At 64.8% G+C, this 22,431-nt stretch carries 23 protein-coding genes; 17 read left to right on the top strand and 6 right to left on the bottom strand.

Annotation, left to right across the window (positions count from 1 at the left end; genetic code table 11):
* The first annotated feature begins 50 nt into the window (after positions 1 to 50).
* The 5 genes from def (at position 51) to C513_RS0104535 (ending at position 4,079) form a co-directional block, all read left to right on the top strand.
* The gene (gene def / locus C513_RS0104555; RefSeq protein WP_018714853.1) at positions 51 to 584 is read left to right on the top strand and encodes a peptide deformylase; all 534 of its coding nucleotides are present in this window, start codon (positions 51 to 53) and stop codon (positions 582 to 584) included.
* A gap of 15 nt (positions 585 to 599) precedes the next feature.
* The gene (gene fmt / locus C513_RS0104550; RefSeq protein WP_018714852.1) at positions 600 to 1,586 is read left to right on the top strand and encodes a methionyl-tRNA formyltransferase; all 987 of its coding nucleotides are present in this window, start codon (positions 600 to 602) and stop codon (positions 1,584 to 1,586) included.
* A gap of 100 nt (positions 1,587 to 1,686) precedes the next feature.
* Positions 1,687 to 2,436, top strand: a complete 750-nt coding sequence (locus C513_RS0104545; protein WP_033394866.1) for an AzlC family ABC transporter permease — start codon at positions 1,687 to 1,689, stop codon at positions 2,434 to 2,436.
* On the top strand, positions 2,433 to 2,783 hold the full coding sequence (locus tag C513_RS0104540; RefSeq protein ID WP_018714850.1) for an AzlD domain-containing protein: 351 nt from the start codon (positions 2,433 to 2,435) through the stop codon (positions 2,781 to 2,783). Before C513_RS0104545 ends, C513_RS0104540 begins: the two co-directional genes overlap by 4 nt.
* An 87-nt stretch (positions 2,784 to 2,870) precedes the next feature.
* A complete protein-coding gene (locus C513_RS0104535; protein WP_018714849.1) occupies positions 2,871 to 4,079 on the top strand; it encodes a branched-chain amino acid ABC transporter substrate-binding protein in 1,209 nt (402 codons plus the stop codon).
* A 3-nt stretch (positions 4,080 to 4,082) separates the two neighbouring features.
* On the opposite strand, the gene C513_RS0104530 is transcribed toward C513_RS0104535, so the two are convergent.
* On the bottom strand, positions 4,083 to 4,538 hold the full coding sequence (locus tag C513_RS0104530) for a universal stress protein (RefSeq protein ID WP_018714848.1): 456 nt from the start codon (positions 4,536 to 4,538) through the stop codon (positions 4,083 to 4,085).
* 123 nt (positions 4,539 to 4,661) lie between these two features.
* On the opposite strand from C513_RS0104530, the gene C513_RS0104525 reads away from it, so the two are divergent.
* The 6 genes from C513_RS0104525 to C513_RS0104500 all read left to right on the top strand — a co-directional run bounded on the left by C513_RS0104525 (position 4,662) and on the right by C513_RS0104500 (position 11,872).
* Positions 4,662 to 5,855: a phosphoglycerate kinase gene (locus C513_RS0104525; protein WP_018714847.1), complete on the top strand. Its 1,194-nt coding sequence runs from the start codon at positions 4,662 to 4,664 to the stop codon at positions 5,853 to 5,855.
* A 397-nt stretch (positions 5,856 to 6,252) separates the two neighbouring features.
* The gene (locus C513_RS0104520; protein WP_018714846.1) at positions 6,253 to 7,311 is read left to right on the top strand and encodes a fatty acid desaturase; all 1,059 of its coding nucleotides are present in this window, start codon (positions 6,253 to 6,255) and stop codon (positions 7,309 to 7,311) included.
* Positions 7,312 to 7,486: 175 nt separating this feature from the next.
* Positions 7,487 to 8,920 (top strand): pyruvate kinase, encoded by a 1,434-nt coding sequence (pyk, locus tag C513_RS0104515; protein ID WP_018714845.1) that lies wholly within the window; start codon positions 7,487 to 7,489, stop codon positions 8,918 to 8,920.
* Between the two features lie 122 nt (positions 8,921 to 9,042).
* Positions 9,043 to 10,107, top strand: a complete 1,065-nt coding sequence (gene fba, locus C513_RS0104510; RefSeq protein ID WP_018714844.1) for a class II fructose-bisphosphate aldolase — start codon at positions 9,043 to 9,045, stop codon at positions 10,105 to 10,107.
* A 240-nt stretch (positions 10,108 to 10,347) separates the two neighbouring features.
* Positions 10,348 to 10,878, top strand: a complete 531-nt coding sequence (locus C513_RS0104505; RefSeq protein ID WP_033394814.1) for a hypothetical protein — start codon at positions 10,348 to 10,350, stop codon at positions 10,876 to 10,878.
* A 79-nt stretch (positions 10,879 to 10,957) separates the two neighbouring features.
* Positions 10,958 to 11,872 (top strand): phosphoribosylaminoimidazolesuccinocarboxamide synthase, encoded by a 915-nt coding sequence (locus C513_RS0104500; protein ID WP_018714842.1) that lies wholly within the window; start codon positions 10,958 to 10,960, stop codon positions 11,870 to 11,872.
* Between the two features lie 68 nt (positions 11,873 to 11,940).
* Here C513_RS0104500 and C513_RS0104495 read toward each other — a convergent pair whose 3' ends face one another.
* From C513_RS0104495 to C513_RS12695, 4 genes are read right to left on the bottom strand one after another with little or no spacing between them, the layout of a single operon-like run.
* Complete coding sequence (locus C513_RS0104495) at positions 11,941 to 12,756, bottom strand: MetQ/NlpA family ABC transporter substrate-binding protein (RefSeq protein ID WP_018714841.1); 816 nt, start codon at positions 12,754 to 12,756, stop codon at positions 11,941 to 11,943.
* Positions 12,757 to 12,773: 17 nt separating this feature from the next.
* Positions 12,774 to 13,589, bottom strand: coding sequence for a MetQ/NlpA family ABC transporter substrate-binding protein (locus C513_RS0104490; RefSeq protein ID WP_018714840.1), 816 nt, complete (start codon positions 13,587 to 13,589; stop codon positions 12,774 to 12,776).
* Positions 13,590 to 13,622: 33 nt separating this feature from the next.
* A complete protein-coding gene (locus C513_RS0104485) occupies positions 13,623 to 14,330 on the bottom strand; it encodes a methionine ABC transporter permease (protein WP_018714839.1) in 708 nt (235 codons plus the stop codon).
* A 1-nt stretch (position 14,331) separates the two neighbouring features.
* On the bottom strand, positions 14,332 to 15,075 hold the full coding sequence (locus tag C513_RS12695; protein WP_018714838.1) for a methionine ABC transporter ATP-binding protein: 744 nt from the start codon (positions 15,073 to 15,075) through the stop codon (positions 14,332 to 14,334).
* A 402-nt stretch (positions 15,076 to 15,477) separates the two neighbouring features.
* On the opposite strand from C513_RS12695, the gene C513_RS0104475 reads away from it, so the two are divergent.
* The 3 genes from C513_RS0104475 to C513_RS0104465 all read left to right on the top strand — a co-directional run bounded on the left by C513_RS0104475 (position 15,478) and on the right by C513_RS0104465 (position 18,476).
* Positions 15,478 to 15,921 carry a right-handed parallel beta-helix repeat-containing protein gene (locus tag C513_RS0104475; protein WP_018714837.1) on the top strand — a complete coding sequence of 148 codons (444 nt, stop codon included), beginning with the start codon at positions 15,478 to 15,480 and terminating at the stop codon, positions 15,919 to 15,921.
* Positions 15,922 to 16,195: 274 nt separating this feature from the next.
* Entirely contained in the window at positions 16,196 to 17,302 is a 1,107-nt protein-coding gene (locus C513_RS0104470) for an alkene reductase (RefSeq protein WP_018714836.1), read from the top strand.
* A gap of 43 nt (positions 17,303 to 17,345) precedes the next feature.
* Positions 17,346 to 18,476, top strand: a complete 1,131-nt coding sequence (locus C513_RS0104465; protein ID WP_018714835.1) for a PQQ-dependent sugar dehydrogenase — start codon at positions 17,346 to 17,348, stop codon at positions 18,474 to 18,476.
* A gap of 61 nt (positions 18,477 to 18,537) precedes the next feature.
* Here C513_RS0104465 and trxA read toward each other — a convergent pair whose 3' ends face one another.
* Positions 18,538 to 19,434 (bottom strand): thioredoxin, encoded by an 897-nt coding sequence (gene trxA / locus C513_RS0104460; RefSeq protein WP_018714834.1) that lies wholly within the window; start codon positions 19,432 to 19,434, stop codon positions 18,538 to 18,540.
* Positions 19,435 to 19,638: 204 nt separating this feature from the next.
* Here trxA and purE point away from each other — a divergent pair, with 204 nt between their 5' ends.
* Genes purE through C513_RS0104445 form a run of 3 tightly spaced genes read left to right on the top strand, consistent with a single transcriptional unit; the run spans position 19,639 to position 22,421 of the window.
* Positions 19,639 to 20,151 (top strand): 5-(carboxyamino)imidazole ribonucleotide mutase, encoded by a 513-nt coding sequence (gene purE, locus C513_RS0104455; protein ID WP_018714833.1) that lies wholly within the window; start codon positions 19,639 to 19,641, stop codon positions 20,149 to 20,151.
* Positions 20,151 to 21,371 carry a 5-(carboxyamino)imidazole ribonucleotide synthase gene (locus C513_RS0104450; protein WP_018714832.1) on the top strand — a complete coding sequence of 407 codons (1,221 nt, stop codon included), beginning with the start codon at positions 20,151 to 20,153 and terminating at the stop codon, positions 21,369 to 21,371. Before purE ends, C513_RS0104450 begins: the two co-directional genes overlap by 1 nt.
* Positions 21,372 to 21,401: 30 nt before the next feature.
* A complete protein-coding gene (locus tag C513_RS0104445; RefSeq protein WP_051084386.1) occupies positions 21,402 to 22,421 on the top strand; it encodes an L-threonylcarbamoyladenylate synthase in 1,020 nt (339 codons plus the stop codon).
* The last annotated feature ends 10 nt before the right edge of the window (positions 22,422 to 22,431 follow it).

Raw genomic sequence — 22,431 nt, 5'->3', positions numbered from 1 at the left:
TACCGCTATTCGGCCACTGCAGGTGGCCTTCTGTCTTTCGAGTGATCCCCATGGCCCTGCTTCCCATTCTTGTCTATCCCGATCCCAAGCTGCACACCGTGGCCAGGCCCGTGGCGCAGGTGGATGACCGCATCCGTACCCTGCTGGACGACATGTTCGAGACCATGTACGAAGCCAATGGCGTCGGCCTGGCGGCGACCCAGGTCGATGTGCACGAGCGCGTGGTGGTGATCGATGTGTCCGAATCGCGCGACCAGCGTCTGGTGGTGATCAACCCGGAAATCGTCTGGGCCAGCGAGGAGCGTGTGCGGGGCGACGAGGGCTGCCTGTCGGTGCCCGGCATCTACGATGGCGTGGAGCGCGCCGAGCGTGTGCATGTGCGGGCGCTCGATGCCCAGGGCAACAGCCGCCTGATCGAGGCCGATGGCCTGCTGGCGGTCTGCCTGCAGCACGAGATGGATCACCTGGACGGCAAGGTGTTTGTCGAATACCTGTCGCCGCTCAAGCGCGGCCGCATCAGGACCAAGCTGGCCAAGGCGCAGCGCGAGGCGGACAAGGAACAGAAGTCGCGCCAGTCGCTGTAAGCCCGAGGAGCTGTCATGAAGGTGGTGTTTGCCGGTACGCCGGAATTTGCCCAGCAGGCACTGCAGCGTCTGCTGCAGGCCGGCTTCGAGGTGCCACTGGTGCTGACGCAGCCGGATCGTCCGGCCGGGCGCGGCATGAAACTGCAGGCCTCGCCGGTCAAGCAGACCGCGCTGGCGCACGGCATTCCGGTGCAGCAGCCACATGGCCTGAAACTGGACGGCAAGCATGCCGATGAAGCCGCACAGGCGCGTGCCGCGCTGCTGCAGGCGCAGCCCGACGTGATGGTGGTGGCCGCCTATGGCCTGATTCTGCCGCAATGGGTGCTGGACCTGCCGCGTCTGGGTTGTCTGAACATCCATGCCAGCCTGCTGCCGCGCTGGCGCGGTGCGGCACCGATCCACCGTGCCATCGAGGCTGGCGATGCCGAAACCGGCATCACCATCATGCAGATGGACATCGGGCTCGATACCGGCGACATGCTGCTGACCGAACGCCTGCCGATCGGCAGTACCGATACCACCGCCAGCCTGCACGACAAGCTGGCTGATCTGGGTGGCCGCCTGATCGTGGAGGCGCTGGAGCTGGCTGCCTGCGGCGGCATGCCGCCGGCCACGCCACAGCCCGAAGACGGCATCACTTACGCGCACAAGATCGAGAAGGCCGAGGCCCGCATCGACTGGCAGCAGCCGGCAGCGCAGATCGAGCGCCGCGTGCGTGCCTTCACGCCGTTTCCGATTGCCCACACGACAGCCACGAATGCCGAAGGCCAGCCCGAGCTGGTCAAGGTGCATGCGGCGCAGTTGCTGGATCAGACCAGCCAGGCCGAGCCCGGCCAGGTGCTGGCCAGCGGCGCCGCCGGCATCGATGTGGCCTGCGGCGATGGCGGCGTGCTGCGCCTGACCATGCTGCAGCGCGCCGGCGGCAAGCGTCTGCCGGTGGCCGACTGGCTGCGTGGTTTCGAGCTGCCTGCCGGATCCGTGCTGGGCCGCCAGACCGACTGATTTCCCGTTACCTGTTTCCATCATGTCTACTGATGTCGTGACTGCTTCCCGGCTGGCACCGCGCGACTGGGCGCTGGAGCCACGCGTGCTGTCGCCGGCGATGCTGCGGCAGCCGGCCTTTCGCGAGGGCTGGCGCAACTATTACCAGGTCGCCCTCGGCATTGCCTCCTGGGGCCTGATGACCGGCGTGGCCATGAGCAATTCCGGCCTCAGCCTGTTCGAGGCCATGCTGATGACGGTGCTGGTGTTTGCCGGTACCGCCCAGCTGGCGGCATTGCCGCTGATCGTGGCGGGTGCACCGGTCTGGGTGATTCTGCTGGCGGCCTTTTGCGTCAACCTGCGTTTTGTCGTCTTCAGCGTGCATCTGCGCAACTACGTGATGCATCTGCCGTTCCGCGAACGCATGCTCTACGGCTACCTGTCCGGTGACGTCAACTACGTGCTGTTCATCCAGCGCTATCCGCAGGCAGCCACGCAGGATCCGCAACTGCGTGGTGAACAGACCGCCTGGTATGTCGGCAGCACCGCGGCCAACTACGCGACCTGGTGTGCGGCCTGTCTGACCGGGGTACTGCTGGCGAGCGTGCTGCCGACCTCCTGGGGGCTGGGCTTTGCCGGCACGCTGGCGGTGCTGGGCGTGATGTGCGCGATGCTCGACAGCCGCATGCGCATGCTGACGGCGATTCTGGCAGGAGGCGTGGCGGTACTCGCTTACGCGCTGCCGCTCAAGCTGAATCTGGTGGTGGCGATCCTGCTCTCGGTCGGCCTCTGCCTGCTGCTGGAGTACACCGTGCTGCGCCGCCATGTGCAGGAGCAGGAGGCGCGCCAGCGCCGGCAGGGGCGCGCATGAGCATCATCAGCCTGCCCGGCCAGACCGACTGGCTTACCGTCCTCATCATCATCGGCCTGACGCTGGTGACGATTGTCTCGCGCAGCTTTTTCTTTATCTTGCAGCGTGATCTGCCGATGCCGACCTGGTTCCAGCGCAGCCTGAAATACGCCCCGGTCGCTGCGCTGGCGGCCCTCGTGATTCCGGAAGTGGTGGTGGCGCAGGGCGAGCTGGCGAGCTGGAATGATGCCCGCCTCTATGGCGCGCTGGCCGGCATGCTCTGGTATTTCCGCCGGCGCAGCGTCATGGGCACGATCCTGGTCGGCATGGCGGTGTATCTGCCGCTGCACCTGGGGCTGGGCTGGTAAGTACCTGCTGGCTGACGGCGACAGGCTTGGCGTAAACTAGCCGTTTCTGGGGCATGCCGCCCTGAAGACCTGCTTGCGAGACTGCCCATGATTTCTTCTGCCCGCATCCCTTTCACCCTGTCCCTGTGCGCTCTCGGCGCTGCGTTGTCACTGGCGGCCTGCTCGAAGCAGGAGGCTGCTCCGGCGGCGGGGGCTGCCTCCGGTTCCGCCTCTGCCTCTGCCACAACGGCGGCGGCCGGTGCCGTCGAGGTGTTGATTGGCACCGTCGGCCCCATGTCCGGCGGCATTGCCCACGTTGGCAAGGATGTGGAAAACGGCGTGCGCATGGCGATCGACGAGATCAACGCCAGCCAGCCGGTGATTGGTGGCAAGCCGGTGCACTTCAAGCTGATTGCCGAGGACGATGCCGGCGACCCGCGCCAGGCCACCACGGTGGCGCAGAAGATGTGTGATGCGCAGGTGGCGGGCGTGGTCGGCCACCTGCAGTCCGGCACCACCATTCCGGCGGCAGATGTGTACCACAGGTGCGGCATCCCGCACGTGACACCGGCGGCCACCAACCCGGATGTGACCAAGGCCGGCTACAACACCACCTTCCGCGTGATTGCCAACGACAACCAGCTGGCGGAAGCCGTGGCTGCCAGCGCAGCGCAGCAGGGCGTCAAGACCGTGGCCGTGATCGATGACCGCACGGCCTTTGGCCAGGGTCTGGCCGATACCTTCGAGGAAGCCGCGAAGCAGAACGGCATGCAGGTGCTGGTGCGCGAATTCACCAACGACAAGGCGACCGATTTCATGCCGATCCTGACCGCGATCAAGGCGCGCAACCCGGATGCCATCATGTTTGGCGGCCTGGACGCGCAGGGCGGCCCGATGCTGCGCCAGATGCAGCAGCTCGGCATGAGCCAGGTCCGGCTGCTCGGCGGCGATCCGCTGTGTACCGAGCGCATGCCTGAGCTGTCCGGCAACTCGCCCACGGTGGAAAACGTGATTTGCGCCACCGGCGGCATTTCGGTACAGCGCATGCAGGGCGGCCAGGACTGGCTGCAGCGCTACGAGAAGGCCTACAGCGGCCAGTTCCAGATCTACAGCCCGTACTCCTACGATGCGACCCAGGTGCTGGTGGCAGCCATGAAGCAGGCCGATTCCACCGATCCGCAGGTCTATCTGCCCAAGCTGGCCGCGTTGCAGTACCAGGGTCTGACCGGCGACATCAGCTTCACGCCCAGGGGCGAGCTGCAGAAGCCGGCCGTGACGCTGTACCGCTTCCAGGGCGGCAAGCGCGTCGAGCAGTAAGCCTCAGGGCTCGGACAGGATCGGATCGGGCAGCTTGACCACCAGTACCGGCACCGGGGCATCGTCGATCAGCTCGCGCGAGACCGATCCGCCCAGCACATTGCGCAGGCGGCTCTGGGCACGCGTGCCGGTGATGATCAGGTTGCAGCCATGCAGGTGCACCAGTTCGATGATGGACTGCGCCGGGTTGCCGCTGCTGATCACCTCGGTGATGTAGCTCACGCCGGCCTGCTCGATCAGGCGCACCGATTCGGCCAGCGCATCGGTGCCGGCGCCGAAGGCGACATTGGCCAGCATTTCCTCGTTGCCCTGCGCCGTCAGGCGCTCGTAGGTGCTGGGGGCTTCCTGCACATTGGCCAGCACGAAACTGGCCTGCAGGCCGTTGCGGACCAGCTGCAGCGCGTGCTGCACCTCATGGTGGGAGACTTGGCTGCCATCAATGGCGATCAGGATCTTCATGCGGGTACTCCTTGTTCTCATGGTCGTGCTGCTTCCAGTGTACAGGTGCCGGCGGCAGGGCCTGCCAGCTTTTCTATAATGGCCGCAGTCACAGGATTTTCATTATTTTCACGGGGACACTCCATGCAATTCATCCGTTTTTCCGATCTCTGCGCCAACGGCCAGGCCAAGGGCAAGCGCGTCTTCATCCGTGCCGACCTGAACGTGCCGCAGGACGACGAGGGCAACATCACCGAAGACACCCGCATTCGCGCTTCGCTGCCCTGCATCCGCATGGCGCTGGAAGCCGGTGCCGCCGTCATGGTCACCTCCCACCTGGGCCGCCCGACCGAAGGCGATTTCAAGCCCGAAGATTCCCTGTCGCCGGTGGCTGCCCGTCTGGGCGAGCTGCTGGGCCGAGAAGTGCCGCTGGTCAGCAACTGGCTGGATGGCGTGGAGGTACAGCCCGGCGAGCTGGTGCTGCTGGAAAACTGCCGCCTGAACGTGGGCGAAAAGAAGAACAAGCCCGAGCTGGCCGAGCAGCTGGGCAAGCTGTGCGACATCTTCGTGCACGATGCCTTCGGTACCGCGCACCGCGCCGAAGGCACGACCTACGGCATCGCGCAGTACGCACCGGTTGCCAGCGCCGGCCCGCTGCTGGCTGCCGAGATGGATGCCATCGGCACCGCCCTGGCCAACCCGAAGCGTCCGTTGATCGCCATCGTGGCCGGCAGCAAGGTCAGCACCAAGCTGACCATCCTGCAAAGCCTGGCCGACAAGGTCGACGGCCTGATCGTCGGTGGCGGCATTGCCAACACCTTCATGCTGGCCGAAGGCCTGCACATCGGCAAGTCGCTGGCCGAAGGCGATCTGGTCGACGAGGCCAAGAAGGTGATCGCCAAGATGAAGGAACGTGGTGCCGAGGTACCGATCCCGGTCGATGTGGTCACGGCCAAGACCTTTGCTGCCGATGCGGCTGCAGTCATCAAGGATGCCGGCGACGTGGCCGAAGACGACATGATTCTGGACATCGGCCCGAAGACGGCGCAGCTGCTGGCCGACAAGCTCAAGGCGGCCGGCACCATCGTCTGGAACGGCCCGGTCGGCGTGTTCGAGTTCGACCAGTTTGCCCACGGCACCGAAACCATCGCCCGCGCCATTGCCGATTCCGATGCCTTCAGCATTGCCGGTGGCGGCGACACGCTGGCGGCCATTGCCAAGTACGGCATCGACCAGGACGTGAGCTACATCTCCACCGGCGGTGGTGCCTTCCTGGAAGTGCTGGAAGGCAAGACACTGCCGGCCTTCGAGATCCTGGGCAAGCGCGCCGCAGCCTGAGCGGAGCGCGGCAGGCAGGCTCCCGCCGGAGCCTGCAGCAACGCCAGACCGGATCTTTCTGGCGTTTGCCAAAAAAGCACGCTGGTGCCATTGCAACGCCACTTGTTGCAGAAAAGCTGCAGAATGCCCCTTTCCGACCCCTGTGAAGGGCTTGTCCGGGGCATGGGCTGCATGACGGTAAGGGCAAGGTTGGCCTCTCATTCTCATCATTCATACAATGATCAGTTCATGGGCGCGCGCCCGTGAGGGTGGCTGCCACATCAGTGCGCGGCAGCAGGCCCTTCTTCCAGTGCAGACGCTTGCCGACTGCCGCCCGCACTGTGATGTGAGAGATATGACAGAGACTTCCCAGCAAGCTACCGTTGATACGGCACAGCCGCTTTCCATTGACCAGCCGATGCCGCATCGCAAGGTCATCCGTTCCTGGACCGCTCCGTTCGCCCAGCGCGACAACTTGCACGCCTTTGTGCTGCTGCTGATCGACTATGCCCTGTTCCTGGCGCTGATTGCCGGTGCCGTGCTGTTCGACGCCTGGTGGTTGCAGCTGCTGTGTGGCCTGGCCGCCGGCTTCGTGATCGGCCGCCTGTTCATCATCGGCCACGATGCCTGCCACATGAGCCTGACGCCCAACCGCCAGCTCAACAAGTGGCTGGGCCGCATCGCCTTCATGCCTTCGCTCACCGCCTACAGCCTGTGGGATGTGGGCCACAACGTGATCCACCACGGCTACACCTGCCTCAAGGGCGTGGACTTCGTCTGGGAGCCGCTGACCAAGGAAGAGTTCGATGCCCTGTCGCCGGGCAAGCGCCTGCTGCAGCGCATCTACCGCAGCGGCTGGGGTGCCGGCATCTACTACATGATCGAGATCTGGTGGCACCGCGAGTTCTTCCCGAACAAGAAGTACATGCCGACGCGCCGTTCCGTCTTCATCTGGGACAACATCCTGGTGCTGGCCTTCTGGCTGGTCTGGGCCGTGGCCATCACGCTGCTGGCGCTGGCCTTTGCACAGCCGGTATGGCAGGCTTTCCTGTTCGGCATGGCCGTGCCGCTGATGTTCTGGTTCTACATGATCGGCTTTGTGGTGTACGTGCACCACACGCACGAGAAGGTGAGCTGGCAGAACGACAAGTCGGCCTGGGGCAAGGCGGCACCGTTCGTCTCCACCACCGTGCACCTGACCTTCCCGTTCAAGATTGGCGCTGCCATGCACCACATCATGGAGCACACTGCCCACCACGTGGACATGACGATTCCGCTGTACCAGCTGAAGAACGCCCAGCACCGCCTGGAAGAGCTGCTGCCCGGCCGCATCGTGGTGCAGCCCTTCTCCTGGAAGTGGTACTTTGACACCGCCGGCAAGTGCAAGCTGTACGATTTCCAGCAGCAGTGCTGGACCGATTTTGACGGCGAGCCTACCAGCGTGCCGCGCACCGACGTGACGGTGGTGCCGGCCTGAGCGCCGCTTCCCCCTGATGGACAACCCGCCTGCAGTTTCTGCGGCGGGTTTTTTTGTTGGCGCCACACCTTGTCTGGCTGGCGTCCTAGCGTCAGCCCCTAGCAGCAAGGTCACACAGTCGTGCCAGAATCCGGAAAGCAGCCGCAGCGGCGGCTGTCTGCCACGGAGATTTTCCATGCTGCGCCACGCTACCAAGATTGTTGCCACCATCGGCCCTGCTTCCAGTTCGCCCGAAATACTCGAAGCCATGATCCGCGAAGGCGTCAGCGTGGTGCGGCTCAACTTCAGCCACGGTGTGGCGCAGGACCATGTCGAGCGTGCGCGTCTGGTGCGCGAAGCGGCTGCGCGTGTCGGGCGCGAGGTGGCCATCATGGCCGACCTGCAGGGCCCCAAGATCCGGGTCGGCAAGTTTGCCGAAGGCCGGGTCCAGCTGGAGCCGGGTGCCAGCTTCGTGCTCGATGCCAGTCGCACCGAAGCGGGTGACCTGCTGGGCGTGGGCCTGGATTACAAGGAGCTGCCGCGCGATGTGCGTCCCGGCGACACGCTGCTGCTGAATGACGGCCTGATCACGCTGCGCGTGGACCGCGTGCAGGGCGAGGCGGTGCACACCACTGTGCTGCTGGGTGGCGAGCTGTCCAACAACAAGGGCATCAACAAGCAGGGCGGCGGCCTGTCGGCAGCGGCGCTGACGGCCAAGGACATGGAAGACATCCGCACGGCCATGAGTTTCCAGGCCGACTATGTGGCGGTGAGCTTTCCCAAGAGCGCTTCCGACATGGAAATGGCGCGCCACCTGTGCCATATGGCTGGGGCCGAACATGGCCATCGGCCGTTCCTGATCGCCAAGATCGAGCGCGCCGAGGCGATTCCGCGATTGCCGGAAATCCTGCAGGCGAGCGATGCCATCATGGTGGCGCGTGGCGATCTGGCGGTGGAAGTCGGCAATGCCGCGGTGCCGGCGCTGCAGAAGCACATGATCCGGCTGGCGCGCGAGCACGACAAGGTGGTGATCACCGCCACCCAGATGATGGAAAGCATGATCGTGAACCCGGTGCCCACGCGCGCCGAAGTCAGCGATGTGGCCAACGCCGTGCTGGACGGCACCGATGCCGTGATGCTGTCGGCAGAAACGGCGGCCGGCCGCTTCCCGGTGGAAACGGTGCGCGAAATGGCCAACATCTGCATCGCTGCCGAAGCGCATGACAAGTTCGAGCTGGATGCCGACTTCACCGGCAAGACCTTCAGCCGCATCGACCAGTCGATCGCCATGGCGGCGCTGTTCACTGCCCACCACATGAACGCCAAGGCCCTGGTGGCGCTGACCGAATCCGGCTCCACCGCGCTGTGGATGAGCCGCTATCGCGTGCGCTCGCCGATTTACGCGATGACCTCGCGCCAGACGTCGCAGCGGCGCATGGCCCTGTTCCGCAACGTGCATGCGTTGCTGACGCAGACGCATACCGAGCGCGAGACCGTCTTGCGCGAAGTCGAGGCGCATTTGCTGCATCAGGGGGTGGTGCAGCAGGGCGATACCTATGTCCTGACTTGCGGCGAGCCGATGGGCACGCCGGGCGGCACCAACATGCTGCAGGTCTGCCGCGTGCAGTAAGGGGTTGTTGGCTGGTCTTGTACGCAGGGCTTGGGTAAAATGGACGGATTCCCTGCCTGATGCAGGGCGGGTTGGTGCTGCGCCAGCCTGCTTCCGGTTTTCAACTTCTAAGGACTCATCCCATGGCACTCGTATCGATGCGCGAACTGCTGGACCATGCTGCCGAAAATGGCTATGGTATTCCGGCCTTTAACGTCAACAACCTGGAGCAGGTGCAGGCCGTGATGTCGGCTGCCGACGAAGTGGGTGCCCCGGTGATCCTGCAGGCCAGCGCCGGCGCACGCAAGTACGCAGGCGAGCACTTCATCAAGTACCTGATCCAGGCCGCTGCCGAGGCCTATCCCCACATTCCGCTGGTGATGCACCAGGACCACGGTACCTCCCCGGCCATCTGCCAGGGCGCGCTGGACCTGGGCTTCGGCTCCGTGATGATGGACGGCTCCCTGCGCGATGACGGCAAGACGCCGGCCGACTTCGACTACAACGTCGACGTGACCAAGCAGGTCGTGGCCATGGCGCACAAGATCGGCGCTACCGTCGAGGGCGAGCTGGGTTGCCTGGGCAGCCTGGAAACCGGTGAAGCCGGCGAGGAAGACGGCGTGGGCGCCGTGGGCAAGCTGGAGCACAGCCAGATGCTGACCGATCCGGAAGAAGCCGCCCAGTTCGTGCAGGCCACGCAGCTGGACGCGCTGGCCATTGCCATTGGTACCAGCCACGGTGCCTACAAGTTCACCCGCCCGCCCACCGGCGACGTGCTGGCCATCAGCCGCGTGAAGGAAATCAACGCACGCATCCCCAATACCCACCTGGTGATGCATGGCTCCTCCAGCGTGCCGCAGGATCTGCTGGACATCATCAACCAGTACGGCGGTGACATGAAGCAGACCTACGGCGTGCCGGTCAAGGAAATCCAGGAAGCCATCAAGTACGGCGTGCGCAAGATCAACATCGACACCGACATCCGCATGGCGATGACCGGTGCCGTGCGCAAGTTCATGGCCGAGAACCCGTCCAAGTTCGACATGCGCGAATGGATGAAGCCGGCGCGTGAAGCCGCCAAGGCGATCTGCAAGCAGCGCTACCTGGAATTCGGCTGCGAAGGCCAGGGTGCCAAGATCAAGGGCATCCCGCTGTTCGTGATGGCTGAAATGTACGCCAGCGGCGAACTGAAGCAGAAGGTCAACTGATCGCCTGCTGACCGGCGGCCCTGGCTGCCGGCCACGTTCTCCCGGCCCGTGCGGGCCTGCCCCTGTCCCTGACAGGCCGTGCAGGCAGCACGGGCTTTTTGCTGCGTAAGGAAAACGCTGACACGCGTCATCGGCATCGGATGGCAAGCCCGGGCAGGTACTGCGGGCACACTGGAAGCAGCAAGTTTCCCCATGACCCAAGCCGTCATGCCTTCCGTTTCACCCAGTGAGGAGAACATCATGAACAACAACGATCTCGGCCAGCCTTCGCAGGATCCGCGTCCGATCGCCCAGGAGCCGATCACCCCTGAAGAAGCCAAGCGGGAAGTGTCCGGCGTGGCCGCCGGTGGCGGTGCCGTTGCCGGTGCGGCTGGCGGTGTTGCCATCGGTACCGCCGTGGGTGGCCCGGTAGGTGCCCTGGTGGGCGGTCTGCTGGGTGCCGTGGCGGGTGCTGTTGGCGCCTACGCCGCCGTCGATGCCACCGATCCCGATTACAGCTACTGGAAGGACAACTACCGCAACCAGCCGGAAGTGGTGCCTGACTACAGTTACGAGGACGACTACGCGCCAGCCTATCGCCTGGGCTACCAGGGCCGCCAGTGCTATGGCGATCAGTGCTGGGAGGATGCCGAACCCGCCCTGCAGCAGGACTGGGACAAGCTCAAGGGCAAGTCCCGCCTGAGTTGGGAGCAGGCCAAACGTGCCGGCCGTGCTGCCTGGGACCGCGTGGAGCGAACCCTGCCGGGCGATGCCGACGGCGACGGCCGCTAAACCCTGCGCCAGTCGGGCGCATCGGGGATAATAGGACATTCGCGCCTTCGGGGCGCTTGTCCTTTTTCCAGACAGAACCATGAGCTCTTCCAACGCCCTGCATACCTCTTCCCTCCAGTCCCTGCCGCTGCTGGCGCGCGGCAAGGTGCGCGACAACTACGCCGTGGGCGATGACCGCATCCTGATGGTGGCCAGTGACCGCATCAGTGCTTTTGACGTCATCATGGGCGAGCCGATTCCGGGCAAGGGTGCGCTGCTGACGCAGATGGCGCTGTTCTGGTTTGACAAGCTGCAGGGCATCGTGCCCAACCACCTGACCGGCGATGCGCCCGAAAGCGTGGTCAGCGCCGGGGAGGCCCCGCTGGTGCAGGGCCGCAGCATGCTGGTCAAGCGCCTGAAGCCGCTGCCGGTCGAGGCGGTGGTGCGTGGCTATCTGGCCGGCAGTGGCTGGCAGGAATACCAGCAAAGTCGCAGCGTGTGCGGTGTGCCGCTGCCCGAAGGTCTGCAGAACGCCAGCAAGCTGCCCGAGCCGATCTTCACGCCGGCAGCCAAGGCCGAGGTCGGCGAGCATGACGAGAACATCAGCTTCGAGCAGGTCGAAGCCACCATCGGCAAGGAACTGGCGGCGCAGATGCGCGATGTCAGTATCGCGCTGTATCAGGCAGCGGCCGATTACGCCCTGACCAAGGGCATCATCATTGCCGATACCAAGTTCGAGTTTGGTCTGGACGAGCAGGGCACGCTGACGCTGATGGACGAGGTGCTGACGCCCGACAGCTCGCGCTACTGGCCGCAGGACGGCTATCAGGCCGCTTTCGAGGCCGGCCGGAATCCGCCCAGCTATGACAAGCAATACCTGCGTGACTGGCTGGAAACCGCCACCGTGGATGGCAAGCCCTGGGGCAAGACGGCGCCGGCGCCGCAGTTGCCGGCGGAGGTGATTGCGGGCACGGCTGCGAAGTACCAGGAGGCGCTGGAGACCTTGACGCGCTAAGTCTGCAGATTCCCCAAAAAAACATGCCACCGCAAGGGTGGCATGTTGCTTTATGGGCCAGTCTTTTCTTACGGCTTCCAGCCGGGCGGATAGTTGTAGCCAGGGAAGCGCTTGAGCGCATACGCCTTGAACTCCGCCGAGCGGTAGGCGGCAATCACGTCTTTCGCCCACTGGGTGTTCAGGTGGTCATTGCGGATCGCGCCGATATTCACATAGGCCTTGCTCTTTTCCTGGAACAGGTTGTCGCTCAGCTTCATGCCGCTGCTGACGGCGTAGTTGCCGTTGACAATCGCAAAGTCCACATCGGAGCGCGAGCGCGGCAGTTGCGCGGCTTCCAGCGGCTTGAGCACGATGCCGTATTTGTTGCTGGCGACATCGCGTTCGGAGGCGGTCACCGGGTTGATGCCGGGCTTGAGCGTGATCCAGCCCATGTCGCGCAACAGCACCAGGGCGCGCGCCAGGTTGGTCGGGTCATTCGGCAGGCTGACGGTGCTGCCGCTCTTGACGGCGCTGAGGCTCTTGAGGCGGCCGGCGTACAGGTTCATGGGCGCGGTCGGCACGTGGAACACCGAGGTCAGCGTCAGCTTGTGCTGGGCGCGGAACTTGCTCAGGTAGGGATGGTGCTGGAACACGTTCACGTCCAGCGCACCTTCCTGCAGCGCCAGATTGGGGCGCACGTAATCGGTGAACTCCACCAGCTTGACCTTGTAGCCCTGCTTTTCCAGAATCGGGCGAATGCCTTCCTTGACCTGGTCACCGTAGTCGCCCACGGTGGTTCCTATCACGATTTCCTTCTTGGCCGGGTCAGCGGCCAGGGCAGGGCTGCCCAGGGCAGCCAGCAGGGTGGCGGCCAGGCCGGCCTTGAGCAGATGGCGCAGTTGCATGGGAATGTCTCCTGTGTTTACTTGACCCAGCCGGCGGGGTAGTTGTAGCCGGGGAAGCGCTTCATGGCGTAGGCCTTGAATTCGGGTGAACGGTAGGCGGCGATCACGTCCTTGGCCCACTGCGTGTTCAGGCTGTTGTTGTGGAACACGCCCACGTTCAGATACGCCTTGCTGCGCTCCTGGAACAGGTGCTTGTTCAGGTCCATGCCGCTGCTGACGGCGTAGTTGCCGTTGATGATGGCGTAGTCCACGTCGGCGCGGGAACGCGGCAACTGGGCCGCTTCCAGCGGCTTGAGCACGATGTTGTACTTGCTGCTGGCGACATCGCGTTCGGAGGCGGTGGCCGGCTTGACGCCGGGCTTGAGCGTGATCCAGCCCAGATCACGCAGCACCACCAGGGCGCGCGCCAGGTTGGTCGGGTCATTCGGCACACTGACGGTGCTGCCGTTCTTCACGGCGTCCAGGCTCTTGAGACGGCCGGCGTACAGGTTCATGGGCGCGGTCGGCACCACGAACACCGAGGTCAGCGTCAGCTTGTGCTGGGCGCGGAACTGGTTCAGGTACGGCTGGTGCTGGAACACGTTCACGTCCAGCGAGCCTTCCTGCAGCGCCAGGTTGGGGCGGATGTAGTCGGTGAACTCGACCAGCTTGACCTTGTAGCCCTGCCTTTCCAGGATCGGTCGGATGCTTTCCTTGACCTGATCGCCAAAGTCGCCGACGGTGGTGCCGATGACGATTTCCTTCTTGTTGGGATCGGCGGCGAAGGCATGGCTGCCCAGGGCAGTCAGCAGGGTAGCGGCCACGGTGGCCTTGAGTAGGGTACGCAGATGCATGGTGTTCTTCCAGTTGAAATCAGGTTGGGGGATTCAGCGTTTGTCCAGCCGGGCCGCCACGCGGTTGCCCAGCGCCTGGATCACTTGCACGATCAGGATCAGCAGCAGCGACATGGCGACCAGTACCACTGTGTCGTAGCGCTGGTAGCCGTAGCGGATGGCCAGGTCGCCAATGCCGCCGCCGCCGACCACGCCGGCCACGGCGGAATAGCTCAGAAAGCTGATGGTCAGGATGGTGAAGCCCGCCACCAGGCCGGAGCGTGCCTCCACCAGCAGCACCTTGACGATGATTTGCAGCGGACTGGCGCCCATGGCCTGGGCGGCTTCGAGCACGCCCTTGGGAATCTCGCGCAGCGAGGTTTCGGCCAGGCGCGCAAAGTAGGGGATGGCGGCAAAGGACAGCGGCACGGCGGCGGCCAGCGGGCCAATGCTGGTGCCGGCCACCCAGCGCGTGAAGCCGCTCAGCACCACCATCAGGATGATGAAGGGGAAGGATCGCACCAGGTTGACCAGCCAGCTCAGGATGCCGCCCAGCACGCGGTTTTCGTACATCTGGCCCTTGCCGGTCAGGTACAGCAGAATGCCCAGCGGCAGACCGATCAGCAGCGCGGCGGTCAGGCCGATGCCCAGCATGATGGCGGTTTCGATGGCGGCCTGGATGATTTCATCCTGCATGCCGGCCAGGTGTTCCCAGGCCGCAGCCCAGCTGAAGGCCTGTTCTTCGCTTGCGTAATCGTCCATCTCAGGCCTCCTCTGCCAGCAGGGCCAGCGCCTGCGGGGATTGCATCCGGAATTCGCCGTCGCGGACATCGGCAATTTCCACCACATGGCCCTGGTCCATCACGGCGGCGCGGTGGCACAGGGTGCGCACCACACGCATTTCATGGGTGACGATGACGATCGTGACGCCAAAGCGGGTGTTGATGGATTCCAGGCACTCCAGCACGTTGCGCGTGGTTTGCGGGTCCAGCGCCGAGGTCGGCTCGTCGGCCAGGATCACCTTGGGGTTGGGGGCCAGCGCCCGCGCAATGCCCACGCGCTGCTTCTGGCCGCCGGACAGCTGCGCCGGGTAGTGCTGCGCCCGGTGTTCCAGGCCGACCACCTCCAGACATTCGGCCACGCGGGTCTGGATGTCGGCCTTGCTCCAGCCGGCAATTTCCAGCGGGAACGCCACATTGCCGGCCACGGTGCGGTTGGCCATCAGGTTGAATTGCTGGAACACCATGCCCATGTGCTGGCGCGCCTTGCGCAGGCCGGCAGCGTCCAGTGCCGTCAGCACTTCATCGCCCACGCGCACGGTGCCGCCATCGGGCCGCTCCAGCAGGTTGATCAGGCGCAGCAGGGTGGATTTGCCCGCGCCGGAATGGCCGATCAGGCCGAAAACCTCGCCGGCACGGATGTGCAGGGAGGTGGGATGGACCGCGTCAAACCAGCCCGACCCGTGGGGGGCGGGGTAACGCTTGTGGACCGAATCGAGTTCTATCATCTGTATGCTCTGCCACTGTGGGGCAGTCTCCTGTCAAGGAGGTAGATGATAGCAGCACTGGCATTTCATATGTTATATATGCTATATAGATTAGCTATAGAAATATAATTTAAGAATATAAGGGTTTGCACGCAAATGCCTGCGCCGGAAGGTGCTGTCGTGTGCCTGCTGCCACCCTTGTCATCGGAGCCGGTATGCCGGATGCGGCGTGCCGGGTCTGTCTGCCGGCCGGGAGCGCAAAGCCCCTGGCAATACCTGTTACACCTCCACGCCAGTGGCGGGGAACTCCGGCGCGCAGGCTGGCCTCAGACCCCATAGCCTGCCGCTGTTGCAGGCGGACATTCCAGGCCTGTGCCTGCCACAGGCCATCCTCATCCTGCAGGATGACAATCAGGAGTTCCCATGTCTATCGCAAGCCGCCTTGCTCCCCTGGCCATCGTCGCCGCAGCCCTGATGGCTGCGACTGGTGCCCATGCCGATGACCGTATCTGCCGTGGCACCATCAGCGGTCAGAAGATCGATGGCGACATCAAGGTGCCGCGTGGCGCCAGCTGCGTCGTGGCCAACAGCCGCATCGATGGCAACATCCAGGCCCAGGGGGCCTCGTCCGTGACGGTGCGCAACAGCACCGTCGATGGCAACATCCAGCTCGACAAGGGCCGCCGCATCAGTCTGCGCAACAACCGGGTGGATGGCGATATCCAGCTCATGGGCAACCGTGGCAGCATCGTGGTGCAGGGCAACCGCGTGGACGGCAACTTGCAGTGCAAGAGCAACAGCCAGCGCCCCGCGGGCGGCAACAACCGAGTGGATGGCAACAAGGAAGACCAGTGCGTCCGCCTCTAAGCGGCCGGGCCTGAGCTGACCGATTCTCGCCTGCCACGGAAGGGACGGTTGGCCTGGGGCGGGGCCGCATATCCCCAGCGGGCTGCGGGATTCCGGCAAGGCAGCCCTTGCCTCTGGCGGAATTTCCTACCATCTGATGGCCGGGTGACGGAGGCGCGCTGCTGGGCAGACAGCCATTTTTCTGTCAAATGCATTGAATATGCTGCCATCCATCACCAACTGTCCACAAGTTGCTGCCTTCCTTCCGGCAGCACCGTTGCAAGGAGATTCCCGCATGCCCACCCTGTTCGATAGCTATACCCTGTCAGGCCTGCCGCTGCGCAATCGTGCCGTGATGGCTCCCATGACCCGTGCCCGCAACCCGGATGCCGTGCCCAATGACCTGACGGCGCAGTACTATCGCCAGCGTGCCGGGGCCGGCCTGATCGTGACCGAGGGGGTGCCGGTGTCGGAGATCGCCAACGGCAACCTGTATGTGCCCGGCCTGTACACCGATGCGCAGGTCGAGGGCTGGACGAAAGTCACGCAGGCCGTGCATGCGGAGGGCGGTGCCATCTTCGCCCAGCTCTGGCATGTGGGCCGTGCCTCGCACCAGAACCTGCTGATGGGACGCAAGCCGCACAGCTCCACGGCGCGTACCGCCCAGACCAAGGTGTTTGCCTACGACCTGAATGGCAAGCCGGGCTTTGTGCCGGCCACCGAGCCGCACGCCATGACGACCGAAGAAGTGCGCGAGACCGCCTTCGATTTCGGCAAGGCGGCGCACCGCGCCATCAAGGCCGGTTTCGACGGCGTGGAAATCCACGGTGCCAACGGCTATCTGCTGGAGCAGTTCCTGAACCCGCTGGTGAATGACCGCACCGACCAGTACGGCGCACAGAACCTGGATGACCGCGTGCGCTTTGTGCTGGAAGTGGTGGACAGCGTGGTGGCCGCCACCGCCGCTGGCAAGGTTGGCATTCGTCTGTCGCCCTGGGGCCGTTTCAACGACATGCCGGACTACGCCCAGATCGAGGACACCTATCTGCACCTGATCCGCAAGCTGGCCGAGCGCGAGCTGGCCTATGTGCACCTGATGGACCAGTCCAACGGCCAGGGCCGCCCCGAAGTGGACGGCCAGAACGCGGCCTTCCTGGCCAAGGTGCGCGAGGCTTTCCCCAAGGGCGCTATCATCCATGCTGGGGCCATGACGCTGGAGTCCGGCAACGATTTGTTGCAGCAGGGCCTGGTCGATTTGGTAGGCTTTGGTCAACCCTTCATTTCCAACCCGGACCTGGTACAGCGACTGCAGCACGGTTGGCCGCTGGTGCAGCCGGATCGCCGTACCTATTACGGTGGCGGCAGTGAGGGCTATACCGATTACCCCGCTTACCAGGGCTGATCCCGGCAGGGCATGGCCTGGTAGCCGTCTGACGGAGCCTGCCATGTCCCGATGTTCCACGCCCTGGCTGCTGGCGGCAGCCACAGCCCTGGCCACGCTGGCCAGTCCGTCGGTGCTGGCACAAGCCGCTACGGGCCAGACTATTGCCGAGGGGCTGGAACGCCCCTGGGCCGTGGCCTTTCTGCCCGGCGGCCGCTTTCTGGTCACGGAAAAACCCGGTCGCCTGCGCGTGATCGAGCCCGATGGTCGTATCGGCGCACCGGTGGTCGGTGTGCCACGCGTGGTCGATGCCGGCCAGGGCGGCCTGCTCGATGTCATCACCGACAGCGGCTTTGCCAGCAACCGCACGATTTACTTCTGCTTTTCCGAAGCCGGTGGCAACGGCGGCAACAGCACGGCGCTGGCGCGTGCCCGCCTGTCGCCTGACAATCGCAGCCTGCAGGACGTGCAGGTGATCTTCAGCCAGAAGCCCAAGGTGCGCAGCAGCCTGCATTTCGGCTGCCGCATTGTCGAGCGCACGGTCAACGGACAGCCCGACGGCACGCTGTTCCTCACGCTGGGCGATCGCTACAGCCAGCGCCATGATGCGCAACGGCTGGGCAACCACCACGGCAAGGTGGTGCGGGTGGGCAAGGATGGATCGGTGCCGCGCGACAATCCGTTTGTGGGCCGGCGCGATGCCCTGCCGGAGATCTGGAGCTATGGCCACCGCAACCCGCAAGGGGCCACGCTGGCACCGGATGGCCGCTACTGGATCCACGAGCATGCGGCCCAGGGCGGTGACGAAATCAATCTGCCGCTGCCCGGCAAGAACTATGGCTGGCCTGAAACCAGCAAGGGTGTCGATTACGGCGGTGCCCCGATCGGCACTGGCAAGCCCAGCCTGCCCGGGGTGGAAGAGCCGCTGCATTTCTGGAACCCGTCGATTGCGCCCTCGGGCATGGCCTTTGTCACCAGTGATCGCTATCCGGGCTGGAAGGGCAACCTGATGGTGGGCGCGCTCAAGTTCCAGTACCTGGCGCGGCTGGAGCTGAAAAACGGCAAGGTGGTGGCCGAGCACAAGCTGCTCGACAAGGTGGGCCACCGCATGCGCGACGTGAAGCAGGGGCCGGACGGCTGGCTGTACGTGGTGACCGACAACCGGGATGGCAAGCTGATCCGCGTCAGGCAGTAAATGCCGTCATCTGCATGAAAAAGGCATCCATCGGATGCCTTTTGTCGTCTATTTGGGGTAGTCAGCTGAGAATCACGCTGCTCAGGCGGCGGCGGTAGCTGGCCACGGTCGGGTCTTCGGGCGGGATCTGGCCTTCTGCCACGGCCACCGCCGGCGGTTCGATGATGTCCAGGATCGCGATATAGGTCTTGCGTGCCTGACCCTCGTTCCAGGCCTTGTCGCGCATCAGGATTTCCAGCAGCTCGTCCATGGCATCGGTCCACTGCCGGGCGGCCATCAGGCGCTGGCTGCGGGCAAAGCGGGCCTCGAAATCGCGCTTGTTGGTGGCGATGCGGGCGTCGAGTGCGGCGATGTCCTCGCCGCTGGCGCTGGCATCCTGCGCGTCCATCCACTGCTGCAGGCTGCCCAGGCGCTGCACGCTGGCAGCCTTGGCGATGACCGGGGCAAAGGCCACCTTGGCATCGTCTAGGCGATCCAGTTCCAGCAGCAGCTTGACATAGTCGAAGCGGGCATCGTCGTTGGCCGGGTCGGTGGCCACGGCGTGCTGCAGCTTTTCCAGGGCGGTATCGGTATCGCCGGCCTGCAATGCGGCCTGGGCCTCGTCTTCATCCTGCTGCGCCGCGACTTCTTCCGGGGCCGGCAGGTGCTTGTCGAGCAGGGCACGGATCTGGCCCTCGGGCTGGGCACCGGCAAAGCCGTCCACCGGCTGGCCATTCACCATCAGCACCACGGTGGGCACGCTGCGCACACCGAACATGCCGGCAATCTGCTGTTCGTCATCGACGTTGATCTTGGCCAGCGTGAAACGGCCGGCGTACTCGGTTTCCAGCTTTTCCAGCACCGGCATCAGCTGCTTGCACGGACCGCACCAGGGGGCCCAGAAATCGACCAGCACGGGCGTGGTTTGCGAGGCGACGATAACGTCGGATTCAAAGTTTTCGGTGGTGATGTCGATCATGGCTTGGCAGATGGGATGGGAATAGGTGTTGGCTGGAGCGGGTGCCCAACCTTACAATAGAGTGATTGTGGCCTATTGCAGGCACGTTTTATTCATGTGGGATGTGTGGCCGGTATTTCAAGCCGTGCCAGCCGGTGGCTGTCAGGGCAACCGGCTTTTCGTGTTTCTGCACACCCGCTTCATCCAAGCAACAGGAGCTAGTCAATGAGCCAGGTGCAAGTAGGCGTCATCATGGGGTCCAATTCCGACTGGGACACCATGCAGCATGCCGTCGAGATCCTGCAGGGATTCGGTGTGGCATTCGAGGCGCGCGTGGTGTCCGCACACCGCATGCCCGATGACATGTTCGCCTATGCCGAAAGCGCTGCCGAGCGCGGCTTGCAGGCCATCATCGCCGGTGCCGGCGGTGCCGCACACCTGCCGGGCATGGTGGCGGCCAAGACCACGGTGCCGGTGCTGGGCGTGCCGGTGGCATCGCGCCATCTGCAGGGAGTGGACTCCCTGCACAGCATCGTGCAGATGCCCAAGGGCGTTCCGGTCGCCACTTTTGCCATCGGCCAGGCCGGTGCGGCCAATGCGGCGCTGTTTGCCGTGTCGCTGCTGGCCAACCATGATCCGGCGCTGCGCCAGAAGCTGGACGCATTCCGCCAGCGCCAGACCGAAGCGGCACGCGCCATGACGCTGCCGGTGAACCAGCAGAAGGGAACGGTGGTCTGATGAGCGAACAGGACGCAGGCATGGTGCAGACCGTGCGTTCGCGGGCCGATACCGACAGCCTGCATACCACGCTGGGTGTGCTGGGCGGCGGCCAGCTGGGACGCATGCTGGTACACGCGGCACAGTCCATGGGCTACGCTACCGTGGTACTGGACCCGCAGGCTGATGGCCCGGCCGGTCAGGCCAGCCACATGCAGGTCGTGGCCGCCTATGACGATGAGCGCGGCTGGCAGCAGCTGGCCGATGTCTGTGACGGCATTACTACCGAGTTCGAGAACGTGCCGGCCGCTGCACTGGCCTGGCTGGGCGAGCGCAAGCCGGTATCGCCGCCAGCGCATGCCGTGGCGATTGCCCAGGATCGCGTGCAGGAAAAAGAGCATTTCACGCGCTGCGGCGTGCGTTGTTCCCCGTTTGCCGGCATCGCCTCCGATGCCGAGCTGCAGGCAGTACCGGATGCCATGTTCCCCGCCATCCTGAAAACGGCGCGCATGGGCTATGACGGCAAGGGCCAGGCCGTGGTGCAGGATCGCGCCGGCCTGGTGCAGGCCTGGGTCGAGATGGGTCGCGTGCCATGCGTGCTGGAGCAAAAGCTGGATCTGGCGCTGGAGTGCTCGGTCATCGTGGCGCGTGACACGCAGGGCGAGCTGGTGCATTTCCAGCCGCAGCGCAATGTGCACCATGGCGGCATCCTGGCCACCACCTACGCCTTCCCCGGTGCCGTGCCGCAACATCTGGCGCAGCAGCTGGTCGAGGCCACTGGCCGTATCGCCACCGGCCTCGAATATGTGGGCGTGCTCTGTGTCGAATACTTCATCCTGGCCGATGGCAGCTGGGTGGTCAACGAGATGGCACCGCGTCCGCACAACAGCGGCCACTACACCATCGATGCCTGCGAGCACAGCCAGTTCGATCTGCAGCTGCGCACCACCATGCATCTGCCGCTGGTGCAGCCGCGCCACCACAGCCCCTCGGTCATGCTCAACCTGCTGGGCGATGTCTGGTTCGATACCGATGGCGGACAACGCATTCCGCCCTGGGAGGAAATCCAGCGCCTGCCTGGCGTGCACCTGCACCTGTATGGCAAGCAGGAGGTCAAGCGTGGCCGCAAGATGGGCCATGTGACCATCACCGCCGCCAGCGTTGAGGCCTTGCAGGACAAGGCGGAGCAGGTGGCGCGCGCCCTGGGTGTTCCGTACGAACGCCTGCAGATAACTGCATGATGGCGGCAGTTGCCTGAAGAAGACGACAAGATGCTGTTGAAAGCTACGCCCGATGTTCCCGCCGACCAGCGCCGGCAGGCGCTGCAGCAGGCCGCCCGGGTGCTGGCCGAGGGCCGGCTGCTCGGCCTGCCCACCGAAACCGTCTATGGCTTGGCGGCACGTGCCGATGACGACAGTGCCGTGGCGGCCATTTTTGCCGCCAAGCAGCGTCCGGCCAGCCACCCGCTGATCGTGCATGTGCCGGATCTGGCCAGTGCAGCTGCATTCGTCACGCCGGGTTTTCTGGAACAGGCGCCAGCACACGCCGCCCGTCTGATGCAGGCCTTCTGGCCGGGGCCGCTGACCGTGATCGTGCCGCGCCGTGCGGGCATGGCGCAGGCAGCAGCGGGCGGTCAGGATTCGGTGGGCTTGCGTTGTCCGTCGCATCCGGTGGCACAGGCGGTGCTGCAGGCAGCCGCCGCCCTGGGCGTGCAAGGCGTGGCAGCTCCCAGTGCCAACACCTTTGGCCGGGTCAGCCCGACCACGGCCGCCCATGTGCAGCAGGAGTTTGGTGACAGCCTGACCGTGCTCGATGGTGGCGCCTGTCAGGTCGGCATCGAATCCACCATCATCGACTGCACGCGCGGACAGCCGGTGCTGCTGCGTCCGGGCATCATCACGCCGGAAATGGTGGAGGAGCGCACCGGCATCCGTGTGCTGCTGCCGCATGAGGCCGCCACGCGCCAGGCCGCGCCGCGTGCCTCGGGCACGCTCACGGCGCACTATGCGCCACAGGCGCGTGTGTGCCTGATGACGACAGAAGCGTTGCAACAGCGCGCACTTGACGGCAATTTGCCGTCAGATGTCGCCATCTGGAGTCGTACGGCGCTGCCTGGCGTGGCCCGGCAGGTGGTCATGCCGGAGGATGCGACGGCTACCGCACAGCAGCTGTTTGCCCGGCTGCGCGATTTTGATGCGCAGGGCATGCGCGAGATCTGGGTCGAGGCGGTGCCGGCCAGTCCTGACTGGGCGGGCGTGGCAGACCGCTTGCAGCGTGCCGCTGCGGCCTGATGGATGTGCA

The organism is Allobrachymonas chironomi DSM 19884 (assembly GCF_000374625.1).
GTDB lineage: Bacteria > Pseudomonadota > Gammaproteobacteria > Burkholderiales > Burkholderiaceae_C > Brachymonas > Brachymonas chironomi.
This window is presented reverse-complemented; position numbering and strand designations above follow the sequence as displayed.